Source organism: Paraburkholderia caribensis (assembly GCF_002902945.1).
In the GTDB taxonomy this organism is placed as follows: Bacteria; Pseudomonadota; Gammaproteobacteria; order Burkholderiales; family Burkholderiaceae; genus Paraburkholderia; species Paraburkholderia caribensis.
The window spans coordinates 1824604-1842187 of sequence record NZ_CP026103.1 but is presented as its reverse complement, the minus strand read 5'-3'; the positions used below and the strand labels follow the sequence as shown (position 1 = coordinate 1842187).

Below are 17584 nucleotides of genomic sequence, written 5' to 3'. Positions count from 1 at the left end.
GCGCAATTCATTTCCTTTCCTTGTCGATAAGACTACTGAAGTAGTCGAATCGTTTCGGGTCAATTCGACATCGCGTGTCGTCAACTCGCTGAAAACAAAGCGTTCTTATGCTGGCCCGATCCTTGTTATATGAACTGGGTCGTGACGGCCTGCGCAATGGACCAACGACAAGAGAACGTAATCGACAAATGAAAAGGAAAGAACCATGTTTGAAGGATTTGAGAATCGCCTCGCTGTAGTGACGGGTGCAAGTTCCGGCATTGGACTTGCGACGGTTGAGCGTCTGCTGGCAAGCGGCGCCAAGGTACTGGCGATGAGTCGCACGATGGGTGAACTGGATTCGTTGCAGTCCAGATGCGGTGACGCGCTCGAATGGATAAAAGGGGATGTCACGCAAAGCGGCGATCTCATGGCGCTTTCCGAACGGGCCCGTCAGTTGGGCACCGTCGACTTTCTGGTCCCCAATGCGGGCATTGCCGAGTTGGCCAATGGCCTGGAAGTCTCCGCGTTCGAGCGGCAATGGGCCGTGAACGGCGCGGGTGCGCTGAATACGTTGTCGAGCTTGAAAGAGCAGTTGGGAAAGTCTGCGTCGGTCGTATTCATCGGGACGTTTCTGTCACAGGTCACGTTTCCGGGACTCGCCGCCTATATCGCCTCGAAGACCGCGCTCAAGGCGCACGCAAGAACGCTCGCAATCGAACACGCAGCGGACGGCATCAGAATCAATATCGTGTCGCCCGGTCCGACCGCGACCGCGATCTGGTCCAGCCTCGGATTGCCGCAAGAGCAGCTTTCCGCGGTGGCGGAGCGCGTCAATCAACGTTTGCTTCCCGGCCGCTTTCTCGAACCCGCTGCTATTGCGGATGCGATCATGTTCCTGCTTTCGCCCGCTTCACGTGGTATATACGGCCAGGATCTGATCGTCGATAACGGATATACGTTGCAGTAAGCCGAACGGGCGGCTGCGTCGATTCGCGTTTAGCGCAGCCGCTCATCACGCAGTTGCGCCTTGGCGTGAATGACCAGGCGCCGGCACTCGGCTTTCGACTTGCCAAGCACCGCTGCGATCTCCCGATAGTCCGCGCCGAAGATCTCGTGCAGCAGATATGCCGCGCGTGCTTCGGGAGAAAGGCGTTCGAGCAGCATCAGGAATGCGAGTGATGCTTCGTCGGCGCGTTCGCTCATTCCGTCGGGTGTCGCAGGCGGGTCGCTCATGTCTATCGTAGGTGTAGCCGCCGCCTCGCAGAATACGGGCGCTTTCCATGTCGCCGTTCGCCTCTGCCTTCAGGCACGATCAGGCACGATCGGGCACGAAGCGCGATTGCGGATAAAAAGGGGCAAGCACGGCAGTGCTTGCCCTTTCTGGTCGGCTTTCGATTCGGTTTAGCTCTGGATGAACGCAAGAAGATCCGCGTTGAATTTCTCCTTATGCGTGTCCGTCAAACCATGTGGCGCACCGGGATAGACAATCAGCTTCGAATTCCGGATCAGCTTCGCGGACGCGCGCCCTGCCGCGTCGATGGGGACGATCTGATCGTCGTCACCATGCACGATCAGCGTGGGAACGTCGATCTTCTTCAGGTCGTCGGTAAAGTCCGTCTCCGAAAATGCCTTGATCGAATCGTAGGTGTTCTTGTGGCCGCCTTGCATGCCCTGCATCCACCACGAATCGATCAGCCCCTGCGACGGCTTGGCGCCCGGACGATTGAAGCCGTAGAACGGACCCGCCGGCACGTCCTTGTAGAACTGCGAGCGGTTCGCCAGTTGGGCCGCGCGCAGGCCATCGAACACGTCGATGGGCAATCCGCCCGGATTGGCGGGCGTTTTCAGCATCAACGGCGGCACGGCGGAAACGAGCACCACTTTGGAAACACGCTTCGTGCCATGCCGGCCGAGATAGCGCGCCACTTCTCCGCCGCCCGTGGAAAAGCCCACCAGAATGGCATCCCTCAGACCCAGCGTGTCGAATACGGTGGCGAGATCGTCTGCATACGTGTCCATGTCGTTACCGTTCCAGGGCTGACTCGAACGACCATGCCCGCGACGATCGTGAGCGACGGCGCGATAGCCGTGCGACGCCACGAGCATCATCTGCGACTCCCAGCTATCGGAGCTGAGTGGCCAGCCGTGACAGAACACCACGGGGCGGCCGGCTCCCCAGTCCTTGTAATACAGCTGCGTGCCGTCTTTCGTCGCGATATAGCTTGCCGCGTGTTGACCGCGAGATCTCGGCGCGTCACGCGACGCACCCGGCTGCGCTGCCTGTAGCGCGCCAGGAATCAGCGCTGCCGCGAGGCCGCCAGCGGCTGCGGCGCTGCCGAGCAAAATGTTTCGACGCATAGGATTCTGCTTTTGATTACTGCTTTCCGACATAGTGATTGCCCCTGTGTTAATGCCTTGCGATAAATCCGTGACTCGTTCGGTCTTCAACTCACCGTCGGCGCCTTTAGCGTGTTCGCGAGAATCATGTCGAACGCGTTTTTCGGCAGCGCGCCGGCGCGCTGTAGCGGCCGGAATACCGGGTCGCCGCGACGAACGGGCACTCCCGTCAGACCGCAAATGCCTGAAGTGCGCGCAAAACCTGCTCGCCATGTCTGATCTTCGAATCGGCCCAGCGTCGAATCGCTCCACGTCACCAGAATCGTGCACGTGGTCTGCCACTCGATGCGGCGGATCGACGAAGCATTGGCCATCGCGGTGGTCATCGGACTGCAGCGTTCGTGCGGCCCGCGTCCTGCGGATGCGGGATGTCGCTGCGCGGGGAACCGGCCGCGACCGTGCAAGCCGCTGACAATCTGGAACCATGGATCGATTCTGTTCATTTCCAACCTCTCTACGATGTGGCGAACTGCGTCACGACTCGCTCGTCTCGCCAGCCGCGACGAGCGCGACGACGTTCACGATGCCTTGCCTTGCCATCTTCGTGTACGGGCAAAACTATTCGGTTTTGCGAACCAGTTCTTCGGCGACGGCGCGTTCGAAGCCCGGCAAATGGACGCGCGTATGCGCGCTCAGCACGAACAGGCCATCCGTCGGGTCCCGGCTGAAGTCGACGGTGACGTCGACTGACGCGTCGTGAATGCGAACCGCGGTGCGGGCCGCCAACAGGCTGAGCGCGCCATGAAAACAGGCCGCATACCCCGCGGCGAACAACTGCTCCGGATTGGTTCCACCACCCGGCCCGCCGAGCGCTTTGGGCATGCGTAGTTCGACGGCGAGTTGCCCGTCATTCGGGCGCACGACACCCGACGCGCGTCCATGGCCCGTGCCTCCGCCCATGACGGTGGCCGTGGTCGAATAGAGGATGCGAGGCTCTTGTCCGGAATGCTTGTCGAGCAGCGTCAATGGCGGTGGGCCTGGCGTTGTCATTCGGTTCGGTGTGTAGTGTCGGCTTGATTCGTCGCGCGCTCTGTCTGCGCAGAATGAATCGTAGGAGGAAGCAACGGTGCGCAGAAGACACGCGGAGGGGAGCACGGTGTTGCATCCGGAACATCAATCGAGACGCCCTCGAATTCGGGGCCGTGATGAGTCGAATCCGCTGACTCAGGCGTTCGCCGGTACAGTGCCGCTTTGTGTGTGAAGAAATTGATTTTCCATATGATTCGGATGCCGAATCATATGGAGCGAATCGGAAATATCGAGCAATGCGTTGACGCGGAAGAACTACGCGGTTAACCCGCCTGCAATTCGAACGAGCGGATCAGGTCCGCAACCAGACGGTCGGCCTCGGCGCGATCGCGCACGTTGGTGAATCCCATCAACAGGCCGCGCCGTCCCGGCGCGCCGTTGCGCCATGTCGTGAGTGCATGCACGGCGAAGCCCGCTCTGCGGGCACGGCTGGCCAGCACCACATCGTCGAGATCGTCGCGTACGTCGACGAGGAGATGCATGCCGCCGTCCTGCAAATGAACGACGAAACCTTCGGCCGCGTACGGCGCGAGCGCTTCGGCCAGCAGTGCGCGCCGTCGCGCGTAGAGCGTTCGCATTCGCTTGATATGCCGGGAGAAGTGGCCTTCGCCGATGAACCCGGCGACCGCTGCCTGCAGCAGTTCGGGGCAGCCGCCATGCACGGTGCGCCTGCACGCCAGTTCGAACTGCGGAACGAGGCTTTGCGCAACGACCACATACGCAAGCCGCAGCCCCGGAAACAGCACCTTGCTCAGCGTGCCGCAATAGATCACCCGGCCGCCCGAGTCCATGCTTTTCAGCGCCGGCAATGGATGACCGCGATACCGGTACTCGCCGTCGTAGTCGTCTTCGACGATCCACGCGTCACGCTCGCCCGCCCAATCGAGAAGCTCGACGCGACGCTGTAACGGCAACGCCACGCCCGTCGGACTCTGATGCGACGGCGTGACGACGGCAAGCCGCGCATTGGGGAAGTGCGCACGTCCAAAGGCGACGTCGATGCCGTGTTGGTCCACGGGTACGTCGCAGACGGCCAGGGCGAGGCGCTTCAGCGTCTGCGCAGTGGGCGGATAGCCTGGATGCTCGACCCAGGTGCTTTCGCGCGCAAGGCCGAGCGCGTCGACGGTCAACGCTAGGCCAGCGGTATAGGCGGGCACGATGAACACCTGGCCCGCGTCCGCGTCGATGCCGCGAGAGCGGTGCAGATAGGCCGCCAGCGCCTCGCGCAACGGCATGTAGCCCGCGGGCGCGGGCTTCGTGAGCGATCCCGCCCTGCGAACCTGCCGCGCCATCAGTCGCGACCAGAGCTTTCTCGGGAATTCGTCGAGCGCGGGCAGCCCCATCTGAAACGGTGGGGGACTGCCGCCGTCCACGTCGATGATGTTATCGGGCGCGCCCTCTGCCCGCAGCGCAACTGCGGCGCCAGCGGCTTGCTTCGCGCGGGCGGGTTGCGCCGGGGCCGTGTGTTCCGACACGAAGGTCCCTGCCGGACCGCGGGCAACGAGGTAGCCCTCTCCGAGCAGGCGGTCGTAGGCGACCTGCACGGTGCCGCGCGCCACGCCCAGTTCGGTCGCCAGCGCCCGCAAGGACGACACCTTCTGGCCGGGGCTGAGCTGTCCCTGCTCGATCATCGCGCGAAATCGCGCATAGATCTGCTCGTGGATGGGAGGTGCGCCCGGTTTCGCCCGGGCCGCTGGCTGTGTCATGGCCTGGTCTAAAGCAGAAAAAATGGCCCTGTTGGCTGGGTCATGGAACGACGACACTGAAGCCTACACCAACCCCTCCCGATCGGCATCATGACTGACACACCAACCCTCCGACACGCCGAAACAGATGCCGATGTGATGGCCTGTTTCGACGTCATGCATCAACTGCGTCCCCAATTGAATTCGCGCGAGGAGTTCCTCGCCCGTGTCGCGCTGCAACGCGCGCAAGGCTATCGCCTGCTGGGCGTTTGGGAAGACGGCAAGGCTGTCGCGCTGGCCGGCTACCGGCGCATCGACAACCTGATTCACGGCCGCTTCATCTACGTCGACGATCTGATCACGGACGAGGCCGGACGTGGCCGCGGCCATGGCGAACGCCTGCTGGCCGAACTGGGCACGCTGGGTCGCGCGGACGACTGCCAGCGTCTGGTGCTCGATACGGCGCTCGCCAACGCGCTCGCGCAACGCTTCTATTTCCGCTGCGGCCTGCTTGCCCGCGGCCTTCACTTCACCATGGAGCTGGCATGAACAGCCTCAACGTGTTGCTGCTCGATTGCAGCCCCCGGCGCGACAACTCGACGAGCCGGCACTTCACCCGTCATTTGCTGCCTGCCATGGCCGAACGTCTGGGGCGGGACATCCGGATCACGCGGCGCGAGCTTGGCGCGCAGCCGCTGCCGCCCATCACGGAGGCGTACGCGGAGTCGCTGGTGCTGCCCGGTGAGGTTGCGAAAGAGCGGTTCGGCGCGGCGCTCGCTGTATCCGACGAACTGATTCGTGAACTGGATCAGGCAGACATGCTGTGGATCTCGACGCCCGTGCACAACTTCACGGTGCCGGCCGTGCTCAAGAACTGGATCGATCACGTGGTGCGTATCGACGTGACGTTCAAGGCGGGCGCGAGCGGCAAGGTCGGCTTGCTGCGCGACCGTCCGACTTTCGTTGCCGTGACCGCTGGCGGCGCGATGTTCCGCGAACCGGCTTATCAGCCGGACTTCTTTCGACCTTATCTGTCTGCCGTGCTGGGCGTGATCGGACTCAAGGACATCACGTTCATGCATGCGGCGGGCCTCGTATCGACGGATGAGCCGCTTGCGCTCGTCGAGGCAAAGGCGGCGCAGTGGCTGCGCGACAACCCGCAGCGCCACGAGACATGCGAAGCCAGCCCTTCATCCATTGCTTAACCATCCCTTTCCGGAGCACATCATGAATGCACCTCGTCTCGCGTGGACCACGCTCGCACCCGTCCAGTACAAGTCGCTGTATGCGGTCAGCCAGTCGCTGGCCGAGTCGTCCCTTGGCAGCCAGCTGATCGAACTCGTGCACACGCGCGTGTCGCAAATCAACGGCTGCGCCTACTGTCTCGACATGCATGCGCGCGAGCTGCGCAAGGGCGGTGAATCATGGCAGCGTCTGAGCGTGCTGTCGGCGTGGCGCGAGACCCACTTCTTCACCGACAGGGAACAGACCGCGCTGGCGTGGGCCGAATCGTTGACGTGCCTTCCCGACGGCCATGCGGATCGTGAAGTCGAATATCAGGCGTTGCGGGAGCACTTTAACGACGGGGAAATTGTCGAGTTGACGTGGGCCGTGGCCGCCATCAACGCGTGGAATCGTATGGCGATTGGCATGCATCAGCCGGTCGAGGCAAAGCCCATCGACTGACAGCGCGAACGGCGATGCATGGCGATGCGCAGCGGGGAGCGCACCAGCATTCAAAACGCCGTACACGGCCTTACAAATTGATGTTCCATTTTCCTGAAGAACGTCTATGTTTTTATGGTGCGTTTTCTTTACGTGCGCGGGCTTACCGGCCCTCTGACGATTCTTCAGGTGCATCTGCCACCTCGAACGCCATCCGCGGCGTTTGCCGCGTCCCATTTTCCATAGACCAGGCAGCAGGCCAGGCGCGCAGCCATGCAACGGCTCGTTCCGGCCGCGCGGGAATCGCGAGCAGTGCCTGTCGAGCACCGCTTGCCGCTGCGCCGGGTTTGATCTGCACCGGCGCGGCTACAGGTTCCAAACCCTGCTGTCGTTTTGAAGGAGTCAAATCATGAAGACACGATTCATCCTTTTCGCAGCGTGTTCCGTCGCGCTTTCCCTGACGAACGTGGCGCACGCTCAGGGCACGCCTGCCCAACAGAATGCGCAACCAGCCGCAACCACCGCCACGTCCAGCAGCACCGAGTACGGCGGCGTGTCCGGAACCAGCATGGCGATGGGCAACGCGGCCCGTGCGGAATGGGCACCGCCTGCCAGCTGCGGCCATCTGGCCCGGTGCAACCCGAATTCGGGCCACTGAGCGAGCGGTTGCGTTCGAACGGTTGAGAGTTCTGCAACGATCGACCCCGGAGGGTGAATCATGAAGATCGTTATCATTGGCGGCACGGGCCTGATCGGCTCGAAGACGGCTGCAATCCTGCGTCAGGCGGGTCACGAGGTCGTCGCCGCGTCGCCCAGGAGCGGCGTGAATACCATCACGGGCGAAGGGCTCAACGCGTGCCTGACCGGCGCGCAGGTGGTGATCGACCTGTCCAATTCGCCCTCGTTCGAAGACAAGGCGGTGCTGGAATTCTTCGAAACGTCCGCCCGCAACCTTCGCACGGCCGAGGCGCAGGCGGGTGTCCAGCATCATGTCGCGCTGTCTATCGTCGGGACCGACCGCACGGCCGAGAACGGCTACTTTCGCGCGAAGGTCGCGCAGGAGAAGCTGATCGAGTCGTCCGGCGTTCCGTACACGATCGTTCGCTCGACGCAGTTCTTCGAATTCCTTGGCGGCATCGCCGATTCAGGCATGCAAGGGAATGCAGTCCGGCTCTCGCCGGGCATGTTCCAGCCCATCGCGGCCGATGACGTCGCCGCGATCGTCGCCGATGTCGCGCTCGCCGCGCCGCGCAACGGCATCATCGATATTGCCGGACCGGAGCGCGCGCCGTTCAACGAGATCATCGCGCGTTATCTGAAAGCGGTCGGCGATCCACGCGAAGTCGCGCGAGACCCGGAGGCCCGTTACTTCGGCGGCCTGGTCGGCGATCTTTCGCTCGTGCCGCTCGGCGAAGCGCGCCTTGGCAAGATCGGTTTCGACGAATGGTTTCGCCGCTCGCAGAGCAAAGCCTGATTGCGCATCCTTCAAACTGACAACAGGTGTGACATGAAACGCATCCTCTGCGCGGTGCTCATTGCGAGCTTGCCATTTGGCAGCGTGCTTGCGCAGTCACCAAAAGAAAAGAGTGCCAAGGTGACGCTCGTCTATCAGCACGAAGTGCCGAATATTCCGGGGAAGAGCGTCAAGGGCGTGCTGGTCGAATATGGGCCGGGCGGCTATTCGTCCGGTCATACGCACGCGAAGTCCGCGTTCATCTACGCGACCGTGCTCGAAGGTTCGATCCGCAGTCAGATCAATGACGGGCCCGTGACGGTCTACAAGGCCGGGCAAAATTTTTCCGAACAGCCCGGCGACCGCCACCGCGTCAGTGCGAATGGGAGCAAGACGAAGCCGGCGAAGCTTCTCGCCGTCTTCGTGGTCGATACGAACGAAACCGAACTGACGATGCCGTTCGGAGATTGACTTCGAGGCTCAACAGATCCGTCTGCCGAGTCCGGCGGCGCGCCGGCAGACGGCTTGCATCAGCATGGTCGCGCTGCGTGACGGCGGGGAGAACTTCGAATAGACGAACGTCGATACCATTTCCAGATCCTCGACGAGCGGACGCACGATACAGTCGACATCGCCCGCCGCGAACTCGTCGACGATCGCCAGTCCTAGTCCGCCGCGCACGAGTGCGAGCGCCTGATCGGCGCGCGTGACGTCGACCACGGATGTCAGTTCGACGTTGGCCTGCTGGCATGCGCGCACGATGATCGTGCCGAACGGGATGTCGCGCCGGAAAAGGATCATCGGCTCTTGTGCGAGGTCTGCGAGCGCGATCCGTTCGCGGGCGGCGAGGGGATGGTCCGGCGGCAATGCGCACACCATTCGCCCGCGCATGAACGGCACGGCTTCCAGGTGCTCGTGCTCGATCGGCAGCGACGTGATGGCGACGTCGACAGTTTTGCTCAGCACTTCGAGCGGCAAATCGGCCATCAGCGCGGTATGCCAGTCGACGCTGAGCCCCGGCAACTGTCGCTTGAGTTCGACGATGGCGGGCGCGACCACGCCAGGCGCAAGCGAGGGGCTGCACGCGACGCGCAGCAGGCTGGCCGGGCCGAGCGCGAGCGCCCGCGCGAATTCATCGACACGCAGCGCCGATTGATAGACCTGCTCGACCTCGCGATACAGCGCCTGCGCTTCGGCCGTCGGAACGAGCCTGCCCTTGGCGCGCTCGAAGAGCCGCAGTCCGAGCGTCGTCTCGGTGTGCGCGACCAGCTTGCTGACGGCGGGCTGCGAGACGTACAGCATTTTCGCCGCCGCGTTGATCGAACCCGTCAGCATCACCGCGCGGAACACTTCCATCTGTCGCAGCTTGAAACGCATCGTTGTTCCGTATCGTGCAGAGATTAACCAAAGGTTATAGGGTAGCCTAAACACGGCATACGACAACGGCACGGCAAGCCATTAGCATTGCCGTGCCGCGATTTGCGCTGCGCGCAGCGAACACGACGGCCGGCACAGGAAACCTGAGATGAGCGTATTCGACGAAGACAAGATCGACTGCCACTGCCATATCTTCGACCCCGTTCGCTTCCCCTACCGGGACGACACCGCGTACCGGCCTGCACAGCAAGAGATCGGCACGGCGGCGCAGTTCGTTCGCGTGATGGACGCGTATGGCGTGCGGCATGCGCTGCTGGTCGGCCCGACGAGCGGCTACCGGACCGACAACCGTTGTCTGCTCGACGCACTGGAGACTTACCCGGATCGCTTTCGGGGCATCGCGGTGGTCGATAACGATATCGGCCGAAGCGAGCTTCTGGCGTTGCGTGACGCAGGCGTAGCCGGTGTCGCATTCAATCCGGCGATGGAAGGTGTCGAACTCGTGCGCGATGCAGGTGCGCTGTTTGCACTGCTCGCCGACCTCGGGATGTTTGCGCAGATTCAGGTGTGCGGCGCTCAACTGGTCGCGCTGGCGCCCTGGCTCGCGCAGCAGGAAGCGCAACTCGTGATCGACCACGGCGGGCGGCCCGACATCGAGGCGGGCGTCGCTCAACCAGGCTTCCAGGCGCTGCTGCGGCTCGCGGATTCCGCGCGTGCGAGCGTCAAGCTGTCCGGCTGGCAAAAGTACTCGCGCAACGCGTATCCGTATGAGGACGCGTGGCCTTACGCGCATGCGCTGCTTGCTGCGTTCGGCCCGCAACGCTGCGTGTGGGGTTCCGACTGGCCGTTTCTGCGCGCGCCGGAGCGGCTCGACTATGGACCGCTGCTGACGCTGTTCGAACGTATCGTGCCCGACGCGGAGGCCCGGCATCAGATTCAGTGGGAAACGCCGCGGCGCCTGTTCGGTTTCGACGCTCGACGATCTTGACACCCTTATCAACGATGGAGAAACAACGCTTGGAACACATCGTCAACCGACACGGCCTCGACATGCCGAAGCTCGGCCTCGGCACCTGGCCGATGGTCGGTGAAGAGTGCACGCGCGCAGTCGTTCAGGCGCTCGAACTTGGCTATCGGCATATCGACACGGCAGCTGGCTATCAGAACGAAGATGCGGTCGGCGCGGCGCTTGCTGCGTCGCCGGTGCCGCGCGAGCAGATCCACGTGACCAGCAAGGTCTGGTGGGATCAACTCGAACCGCAGGCGCTGCGCGCGTCATGCGAGCGCTCGTTGCGAGACTTGCGTAGCGAGTACGTGGATCTGTTCCTGATTCACTGGCCGACGCAGGACATGGATCTGCGCCGTTCGCTCGATGCACTCGTTGCGCTGAAGGAGCGCGGGCTCGCGCGGGCGATTGGTGTTGCGAACTTTCCGTTGCCGTTGCTGCGTGAGGCCGTCGAGACGATCGGCGCGCCGCTTGCGGCGATTCAGGTCGAGTATCACGTGACGCTCGGTCAGTCGAAGTTGCTCGATTTCGCGCGGCGGCATGAGATGGCGTTGACGGCATATAGTCCGCTGGCGCGCAATCGTGTGTCGGAGATTCCTGCAGTCGTTGATATTGCGCGCAAGCATGGTGTGCTGCCGACGCAGGTTGCGTTGGCCTGGCTGCTCGAGCAGGAGAAAGTTGCTGCGGTGCCGAAGGCGAGTGGTGCGGGGAATCAGATGTCGAATCTTGCATCGGTTGAGGTTCGGCTCGACGATGAAGATCGCGCGGTGATTGCCGCGTTGCCGAAAGGCGAGCGGCTTGTGAGTCCTGGGTTTGCGCCGCAATGGGATTAGGGAGGGTTTTTTTTGCTGCGCAAGCGGGTTGGGGTGTTTGCGGGTTTTTGCTCGCATCCGCGATATGGCTTCTTCGCGGGCATCCGCGATTCGTTATCTAGCTTCACGCGTCGCCCCTGTGCGGGGCGGCACCTACTTTTCTTTGCCGCCGCAAGAGCCTGTCCGCATTTTTGTGGGCGAGGCGGTTAAAGGAATCGTTAGCCGCGCGCCTGCGTAAATCGATCGCCAAACAGAATAGCAAACTGGTTCATGGCTGACTTCCAGTCGAAGGCTGAGCGCACGTTTTTGGTCAGGACGTTGCGCAATGCCAGCCAGAGTAGCTTGATTGCAGCCTCGTCATTGGGGAAGTGACCGCGGGTCTTGATGATCTTGCGCAACTGCATGTTCAGACTCTCAATGGCGTTCGTGGTGTACACGACCCGCCGGATCTCGGGTGGAAACACGAAGAACGGCGTGACGTGCTCCCAGGCGCGCTGCCAGGACTGCACGATAGTCGGGTATTTCGCGCCCCATGGCCCATCAGCAAAGGCCTGCAGAGCCTGCTTCGCTGCCTCTTCGCTGGCAGCTGCGTAGATCGGACGCAGCGCCTGGGCGACAGCCTTGCGGTCCTTCCAGCCAGCGTATTCCAGGCTGTTGCGGATCAGATGCACGATGCAGGTCTGCACCGCCGTCTTCGGGTAAGCTGCGCCGATCGCGTCGGTCAGCCCCTTCAGGCCGTCAACGACCGCAATCAGGATGTCCTGGCAGCCGCGGGTCTTGAGTTCGTTGAACACCTTGAGCCAGAACTTCGCGCCCTCGGTCTGCTCAATCCACAGGCCCAGCACATCGCGCTGGCCGTCCGCCTGAATGCCCAGAGCCAGATACACCGCCTTGTTGCTGACCACACCGTCATCGCGGATCTTGACCCGCAACGCGTCGAAGAAGACCACCGGATACATCGTCTCGAGCGGACGGTTCTGCCAGGCCAGCGTTTCGGCCATCACCTCGTCGGTGACCGAACTGATGAAATCGGGCGACACCTCGGTGCCGTAGCTCTCGGCCAGAAAGGCCTGGATCTCGCGCACGCTCATGCCACGCGCGTACATCGCGATGATGCGCTCGTCAAAGCCGGTGAAGCGGCGTTCGTGTTTGGGGATCAGGATCGGCTCGAAGCTGCCGTCGCGGTCGCGCGGCAACTCGACCCGGACGACGCCACGATCGGTGATGACCGTCTTGCGGCTGGCGCCGTTGCGCTCGTTGGCCTGGCCAGCGGGTTTGGATTCGCCCGGTGGATACCCCAGATGCAGATTCATCTCCGCACCCATCGCGCGTTCGATAATCGCCTTGTTAAACGCCAGCATCAGATCCTGCACCTCGGTCGGCGTCATCGGCCCCTTGACCAGCTCGTCCAGCAGCGCTTTGGGCAGTTCAGGCAGCGGCCCTCGGGCCGCTGCCTGAGACGCCACCGTGCGTTTCTTCTTCATTGGCATATCCATGACTTTTACCTCTCATGATATGCCTCGCCCACAAAATGACGGATAGGCCCCGCCGCAAAGAAAAGTAGGCAAAAGAAAGCGGCTCACACCGCCAGCGCTAATACTTGCCTGAGGGCCCCCAAAGGTTCTTACGCTTCACACGGCAACCACGTGACTGATGTTCGTTGCCAACGCGCTGAATGAGCGCCTCACCCGCTTCACACACCCGCGTCATACCATGCCGTGCCAGACAGTCCACCGCCGCCCAGGTGGCAAACTGTGTGTCGGCCCTCGGTGCTCCACACGCTTCACTCCGGACCGATAGCGCACGCGTCCCACCCTGTAAGAGCGCCAAGATATACGACGCGACAACCTACACACAGTTTGCCACCTGGGCGGCACATACCATTCGCTGCCGCTGGCCCGGGTACGGGTAATTGAAGCGGGTGAGGCGTTTGTTCGAAGCGTTGGCAACGGGCACCAACCAGGGCCACGGGTGTGTGAAGTGTGGGGACGTTGGGGGCCCGTGGGCAAAGGTCAAGAATTGGCGGTGTGAGCCGCTTTCTTTTGCCTACTTTTCTTTGCGGCGGCAAAGAAAAGTAGGTGCCGCCCCGCACAGGGGCGACGCGTGAAGCGAGCTAACGTAACGCGGATGCCAGCGAAAACCCCAGAACACCGACGCGTGAAGCGAGCTAACAAATCGCGGATGCCAGCCCAAAACCCAAAACCCAAAACCCAAAACCCAAAACCCAAAACCCAAAACCCAAAACCCAAAACCCAAAACCCAAAACCCAAAACCCAAACCACCGAACGGCAACGCAATGAACCCCCCCTAAAAGCGATCAATCACCCCCAACTGCACGCCTCGCACCGCCGCCCCCGGCCACGACGGCGTTAGTCCCGTGACATTCACACCCTTGAGCGTGAATTCACCTTGCCCATGATTTCTCAACCAGCCCGCGCTCGCATAAAGCAATACGCGTTTCGACAGATCATATTCACAGGCAGCGCTAAACTGGTCGGCATTATTGTCGCCGCCCGAGCGATCGCGCAGATACGCATAGCCGAGCGAAGCGCGAAACCGCCCATTGACCGCGTAGCGCGCCGACACCGACACACCGTCGTTGTGATAACGCGGCGTGCCGCCGTCGCCATTGAAGAACGAGACGAAGCCGGTCAACGCCCCATACGCGTACGACATGCCGCCAAGATTGGCCCGCAACGCGCCGTCGCCATGCGTCTGTTGATGCGCATAGGAAACCCGCAACGGGCCGTTGCGCCACGCGAAGGTTTCGATATGTCCCGCGAGGCCGTTGCCGTCTCCGTCGGCGGCGTCGCGCACCATCGCCATCAGTGTCGTCGAGAAGCCGTGGAATTCGGGTGACAGATAGGTGATCGCGTTGCTCGCGTACGGCGTGATCTTCGACAGATTGTTCAGGCCCGAGGCGATCGTGCCTGCACCGAACGCGTCGAGTTGTCCCTTGAACGGGATGTAAATCGGCGAATATTGGCGACCGATGCGCACAGCGCCATACGGCGTCGTTGCGCCGATCCACGCCTGGCGATTGAAGATCGTATTCGCGACGGCAAGCGAGCCGTTGCCCGAGCTGAATCCATTCTCCAGGTCGAACACGATCTGCACACCGTTGCCGATATCTTCCGCGCCGCGTAGTCCCACCCGCGAGCCGCGATACGCGCCGGAATCCATGCGCGCGACGTAGCCCGCGCCCGGATTGGTGATTTCGATGCTGGTATCGAGTGCGCCGTACAGCGTGACGGACGCTTGCGCGTGAGCGCTGGCGGCGTGCGCGGCGAGCGCGGCGAATGCAATGGACGTGCGTCGCACAGCAGGCGACGCAAGTAATGAACGTTTCATGAGGGAAGAGAGGAGTCTGTGCGAAACCGGCACGCCGGCCAGCGTCCGATGCGCGCAGCGAACGCACGCGCATCGGACTCGCACTGCACGCGTTATTGCGGCAGCGCGTAGGCGATCACATAGTCGCCGCGATCCGGCGACTGACGCGCGCCGCCCGCCGAGATCACGATGTACTGCTTGCCGTTGAGCACGTAGCTCATCGGCGTGCCCTGGCTGCCCACGGGAAGCCGTGCCTTCCAGACTTCCTTGCCCGTCGAACTGTCGAACGCGCGCAGGTAGTAGTCTTGCGTCGCCGCGAAGAACACAAGGCCGCCGCCCGTGCTGAGCGAACCGCCGATCGTCGGCATGCCGATCGGCGTGGGCATGTGCATCTGCACGCCCCACAGGCGCGTGTCGCGCACCGTGCCGAGCGGCACCTGCCACGCGATGCTGCGCGTTTTCAGATCGATCGCCGTCAGGCTGCCGAACGGCGGCTTCTGGCACGGAATGCCGAGCGGCGAGAAGAAGCGGTCTTTCGTCACCGAATACGGCGTGCCGCCGAGCGGCACCGCGCCCATGCCCGCGTTGACGGCTTCGTTGCCGTTCGACGTGCCGCCCTTGCGCTCTTCCTTGACGAGATGAACCCACAGCCCGAGGCGCATGTCGTTCACGAAGATCATGCCCGCGTTCGGATCGTACGACAGCCCGCCCCAGTTCATCCCGCCGAGCGAGCCGGGGAAACTCAGCGACGTGTCCGTGTCCGGCGCGGTGAACAGTCCGTCGTAGCGCATGCCGTGAAAGATGATGCGGCACATCATCTGATCGACGGGCGTCATGCCCCACATGTCGGAGCCCTTCAGCACATCGGCGCCGATCTGCGGCATGCCGACCGACAACGGCTGGGTCCTCGCATACGGTTCGTCCGGAACCGTCGCGGACTTGACCGGTTGTTCGATCACCTTCGTCAGCGGCTTGCCCGTCAGACGATCGAGCACGAACAACTGGCCCATCTTCGTGCCGACGATCAGCGCCGGCACCGTCTTGCCGTCGACGGGGAAATCGACGAGGGTGGGCTGCATCGGCACGTCGTAGTCCCACAGATCGTGGTGGACCGTCTGGAAGTGCCACTTCTCGGCGCCGGTGGTTGCGTCGAGCGCGAGAATCGAGGCGCCGTAGGATTCATCGAGCCTCGTGCGCTTCACGCCCCACAGATCGATCGCCGCGCTACCGACAGGCATGTACACGGTGTTCGATGCGGCGTCGTACGACATCGGCGCCCACACATTGGGGGTCGAGCGCACGAAGGTCTTGCCGGGCGCGGGCGCCTGCTTGTCTTGCGGGTTGCCCGGATCGAACGCCCACTTCATCGTGCCCGTGATCACGTCGAAGCCACGCACCACGCCGCCGGGCATGTCGAGCGACACGTTGTCCGCGACGCGCCCGCCCGTCACGACGGTCGTGCCCGCGACGGTCGGCGGCGACGTCAGTTCGTATAGCGGGCTCGCCGCGTGGCCGAGGCCGGCCTTGAGATCGATCACGCCGTGCTTGCCGAAGTCCTCGCACAGCTTGCCCGTGTCCGCATCGAGCGCGACGAGTTGCGCGTCGATCGTGTTCATGTAGATGCGGCGGCGGCAGGCGGCGTGATCGTCCGGCAGCGCGACGGGCGTGACGGGCGTCGAACCGGCGACGCTCGGCTGCTGCACGGGTTTCGTCGCGTCGAAATACGCGAGGCCACGGCAGCGCACCCAGACCGTCGTTCTGGTCGGGAATTGATGACGCCATCTCTCGCGGCCGTTCGCGGCGTCGAGCGCGATGACCGTGTTGTGCGGCGAGCACAGGAACAGCGTGTCGCCGATCTGCAGCGGCGTTTCCTGATCTTCCGCGCCGCCGCCTCCCGGGCTGACGGGCACGTCGCCCGTGTGGTAGGTCCATGCGACCTGCAGGTTCTTCACGTTGTTGCGATCGATCTGCGAGGAGCCCACGAAGCGGTCGCCGCCCGCCGAGTGGCCGTACGCCGACCAGTCGCCGGGGCCGGCATCGCCCCTGGCGTCGATCGCGTTGGTCCCGGTGCCGAACGTGCCGTGCGGCACGAACATGCCGTACACGAACAGCGCGTTGCACGCGAGCAGCGCGAGGCCCGCCGTCCACGCGGCGCCCTTCGCCGGGCGCTTGCCCTGGAAGCGGCGCAACGCGGGGTACACGGGCGCGAGCAGCATGCCGATCATCGTGAACATGAAGATGCGGGCCTGCAGCGGCCAGAAGTCGAATCCGCTTTCCCAGATTGCCCACAACACGGTCGCGACGATCACGAGCGCGAAGATCACGCATGCACTCGATTTGCGTCGCACGAGCTGGATGCCCGTCGCGCAGACGGCGAGGCCCATCAGAAGGTAATACCAGGTGCCGCCGCGTGCGACGAGCAGCGCGCCGCCGATCGCGAAGTACAGGCCGAGCAGCAGGCCGAGCGCGCCGGCGAGCGCCAGGCCGACGCGGGCCGTCGTCGATAGTGGCTTAGTTTGAGGTTGCTTGGACATTGCTTGTCTTTATGGGTACGCAAAAGTTGGGGTATGCGAAGCGCCACGGGGCCAGGCGTTCGCGTGCAGCCGGCCTCGAGGTCGACGCGCGTTCGCTTCCATCGAGACGGGTTGGCTCGGGCGGGAGTTCGGTCGGAGCTTACGCAGCACGCATTGGCACGCGCTTCTAACGGCGCGAAGCCTCTTTGCACTGAGCCGTGAGCATCGCCGCATCGCGCACCGGGCGATGGCTGGGGCGCGACGGATGCGATGTAGGCGAACGCGCCTGAAACGACGACGCGCTTCACATAAAACTAACTAGTTCGTACATTTTA

At 63.0% G+C, this 17584-nt stretch carries 16 protein-coding genes and 2 pseudogenes; 9 read left to right on the top strand and 9 right to left on the bottom strand.

Going from position 1 to position 17584, the window contains the following annotated elements; genetic code table 11:
- Positions 1–205: 205 nt before the first annotated feature.
- Positions 206–949: an SDR family NAD(P)-dependent oxidoreductase gene (locus tag C2L66_RS37930; protein ID WP_060609292.1), complete on the top strand. Its 744-nt coding sequence runs from the start codon at positions 206–208 to the stop codon at positions 947–949.
- Between the two features lie 32 nt (positions 950–981).
- On the opposite strand, the pseudogene C2L66_RS37925 reads toward C2L66_RS37930, so the two are convergent.
- The 5 genes and pseudogenes from C2L66_RS37925 to pdxR all read right to left on the bottom strand — a co-directional run.
- Positions 982–1209 (bottom strand): annotated as a pseudogene (locus C2L66_RS37925) (sigma factor-like helix-turn-helix DNA-binding protein); the annotation flags it as partial.
- A 174-nt stretch (positions 1210–1383) separates the two neighbouring features.
- Positions 1384–2373, bottom strand: coding sequence for an alpha/beta fold hydrolase (locus tag C2L66_RS37920; protein WP_060609290.1), 990 nt, complete (start codon positions 2371–2373; stop codon positions 1384–1386).
- Positions 2374–2426: 53 nt separating this feature from the next.
- A complete protein-coding gene (locus C2L66_RS37915; protein ID WP_060609288.1) occupies positions 2427–2822 on the bottom strand; it encodes a DUF3331 domain-containing protein in 396 nt (131 codons plus the stop codon).
- A 31-nt stretch (positions 2823–2853) separates the two neighbouring features.
- Positions 2854–3369: pseudogene (locus C2L66_RS37910) on the bottom strand (Ohr family peroxiredoxin).
- A 302-nt stretch (positions 3370–3671) separates the two neighbouring features.
- The gene (gene pdxR, locus C2L66_RS37905) at positions 3672–5114 is read right to left on the bottom strand and encodes a MocR-like pyridoxine biosynthesis transcription factor PdxR (protein WP_060609279.1); all 1443 of its coding nucleotides are present in this window, start codon (positions 5112–5114) and stop codon (positions 3672–3674) included.
- A 90-nt stretch (positions 5115–5204) separates the two neighbouring features.
- Here pdxR and C2L66_RS37900 point away from each other — a divergent pair, with 90 nt between their 5' ends.
- The 6 genes from C2L66_RS37900 to C2L66_RS37880 all read left to right on the top strand — a co-directional run bounded on the left by C2L66_RS37900 (position 5205) and on the right by C2L66_RS37880 (position 8682).
- Entirely contained in the window at positions 5205–5642 is a 438-nt protein-coding gene (locus C2L66_RS37900; RefSeq protein ID WP_054931244.1) for a GNAT family N-acetyltransferase, read from the top strand.
- Positions 5639–6298 (top strand): FMN-dependent NADH-azoreductase, encoded by a 660-nt coding sequence (locus C2L66_RS37895; RefSeq protein WP_060609276.1) that lies wholly within the window; start codon positions 5639–5641, stop codon positions 6296–6298. The genes C2L66_RS37900 and C2L66_RS37895 overlap by 4 nt, the downstream gene beginning before the upstream one ends.
- A gap of 22 nt (positions 6299–6320) precedes the next feature.
- Entirely contained in the window at positions 6321–6779 is a 459-nt protein-coding gene (locus C2L66_RS37890; RefSeq protein WP_060609273.1) for a carboxymuconolactone decarboxylase family protein, read from the top strand.
- A 388-nt stretch (positions 6780–7167) separates the two neighbouring features.
- Positions 7168–7416 carry a hypothetical protein gene (locus C2L66_RS41050; protein ID WP_062918697.1) on the top strand — a complete coding sequence of 83 codons (249 nt, stop codon included), beginning with the start codon at positions 7168–7170 and terminating at the stop codon, positions 7414–7416.
- 60 nt (positions 7417–7476) lie between these two features.
- A complete protein-coding gene (locus C2L66_RS37885) occupies positions 7477–8232 on the top strand; it encodes an SDR family oxidoreductase (protein ID WP_060609270.1) in 756 nt (251 codons plus the stop codon).
- Between the two features lie 33 nt (positions 8233–8265).
- Positions 8266–8682: a cupin domain-containing protein gene (locus C2L66_RS37880; RefSeq protein ID WP_060609267.1), complete on the top strand. Its 417-nt coding sequence runs from the start codon at positions 8266–8268 to the stop codon at positions 8680–8682.
- Positions 8683–8691: 9 nt separating this feature from the next.
- Here the strand turns inward: C2L66_RS37880 and C2L66_RS37875 are convergent, their stop codons facing one another.
- Positions 8692–9588 (bottom strand): LysR family transcriptional regulator, encoded by an 897-nt coding sequence (locus C2L66_RS37875; RefSeq protein WP_060609264.1) that lies wholly within the window; start codon positions 9586–9588, stop codon positions 8692–8694.
- A gap of 148 nt (positions 9589–9736) precedes the next feature.
- Between C2L66_RS37875 and C2L66_RS37870 the strand changes: the two genes are divergently transcribed.
- Together C2L66_RS37870 and C2L66_RS37865 are read left to right on the top strand one after the other, a co-directional pair.
- Positions 9737–10576, top strand: coding sequence for an amidohydrolase family protein (locus C2L66_RS37870; RefSeq protein WP_060609262.1), 840 nt, complete (start codon positions 9737–9739; stop codon positions 10574–10576).
- A 29-nt stretch (positions 10577–10605) separates the two neighbouring features.
- The gene (locus C2L66_RS37865; RefSeq protein WP_054931361.1) at positions 10606–11427 is read left to right on the top strand and encodes an aldo/keto reductase; all 822 of its coding nucleotides are present in this window, start codon (positions 10606–10608) and stop codon (positions 11425–11427) included.
- A gap of 197 nt (positions 11428–11624) precedes the next feature.
- Here the strand turns inward: C2L66_RS37865 and C2L66_RS37860 are convergent, their stop codons facing one another.
- The 3 genes from C2L66_RS37860 to C2L66_RS37845 form a co-directional block, all read right to left on the bottom strand.
- Positions 11625–12896 (bottom strand): IS256 family transposase, encoded by a 1272-nt coding sequence (locus tag C2L66_RS37860; protein ID WP_409372657.1) that lies wholly within the window; start codon positions 12894–12896, stop codon positions 11625–11627.
- Between the two features lie 817 nt (positions 12897–13713).
- Positions 13714–14757: a porin gene (locus C2L66_RS37850; protein ID WP_054931229.1), complete on the bottom strand. Its 1044-nt coding sequence runs from the start codon at positions 14755–14757 to the stop codon at positions 13714–13716.
- Between the two features lie 92 nt (positions 14758–14849).
- Entirely contained in the window at positions 14850–17270 is a 2421-nt protein-coding gene (locus C2L66_RS37845) for a membrane-bound PQQ-dependent dehydrogenase, glucose/quinate/shikimate family (protein WP_060609256.1), read from the bottom strand.
- Positions 17271–17584 lie beyond the last annotated feature (314 nt).

What these genes read in the sequence shown, in the direction of transcription:
- C2L66_RS37875 (WP_060609264.1), bottom strand. Translation starts at nt 9,588, where the DNA reads ATGCGTTTCAAGCTGCGACAGATGGAAGTGTTCCGCGCGGTGATGCTG.
- C2L66_RS37920 (WP_060609290.1), bottom strand. Translation starts at nt 2,373, where the DNA reads ATGTCGGAAAGCAGTAATCAAAAGCAGAATCCTATGCGTCGAAACATT.
- C2L66_RS37900 (WP_054931244.1), top strand. Translation starts at nt 5,205, where the DNA reads ATGACTGACACACCAACCCTCCGACACGCCGAAACAGATGCCGATGTG.
- C2L66_RS37860 (WP_409372657.1), bottom strand. Translation starts at nt 12,896, where the DNA reads ATGCCAATGAAGAAGAAACGCACGGTGGCGTCTCAGGCAGCGGCCCGA.
- C2L66_RS37890 (WP_060609273.1), top strand. Translation starts at nt 6,321, where the DNA reads ATGAATGCACCTCGTCTCGCGTGGACCACGCTCGCACCCGTCCAGTAC.
- pdxR (WP_060609279.1), bottom strand. Translation starts at nt 5,114, where the DNA reads ATGACACAGCCAGCGGCCCGGGCGAAACCGGGCGCACCTCCCATCCAC.
- C2L66_RS41050 (WP_062918697.1), top strand. Translation starts at nt 7,168, where the DNA reads ATGAAGACACGATTCATCCTTTTCGCAGCGTGTTCCGTCGCGCTTTCC.
- C2L66_RS37850 (WP_054931229.1), bottom strand. Translation starts at nt 14,757, where the DNA reads ATGAAACGTTCATTACTTGCGTCGCCTGCTGTGCGACGCACGTCCATT.
- C2L66_RS37870 (WP_060609262.1), top strand. Translation starts at nt 9,737, where the DNA reads ATGAGCGTATTCGACGAAGACAAGATCGACTGCCACTGCCATATCTTC.
- C2L66_RS37930 (WP_060609292.1), top strand. Translation starts at nt 206, where the DNA reads ATGTTTGAAGGATTTGAGAATCGCCTCGCTGTAGTGACGGGTGCAAGT.
- C2L66_RS37880 (WP_060609267.1), top strand. Translation starts at nt 8,266, where the DNA reads ATGAAACGCATCCTCTGCGCGGTGCTCATTGCGAGCTTGCCATTTGGC.
- C2L66_RS37885 (WP_060609270.1), top strand. Translation starts at nt 7,477, where the DNA reads ATGAAGATCGTTATCATTGGCGGCACGGGCCTGATCGGCTCGAAGACG.
- C2L66_RS37845 (WP_060609256.1), bottom strand. Translation starts at nt 17,270, where the DNA reads ATGTCCAAGCAACCTCAAACTAAGCCACTATCGACGACGGCCCGCGTC.
- C2L66_RS37895 (WP_060609276.1), top strand. Translation starts at nt 5,639, where the DNA reads ATGAACAGCCTCAACGTGTTGCTGCTCGATTGCAGCCCCCGGCGCGAC.
- C2L66_RS37915 (WP_060609288.1), bottom strand. Translation starts at nt 2,822, where the DNA reads ATGAACAGAATCGATCCATGGTTCCAGATTGTCAGCGGCTTGCACGGT.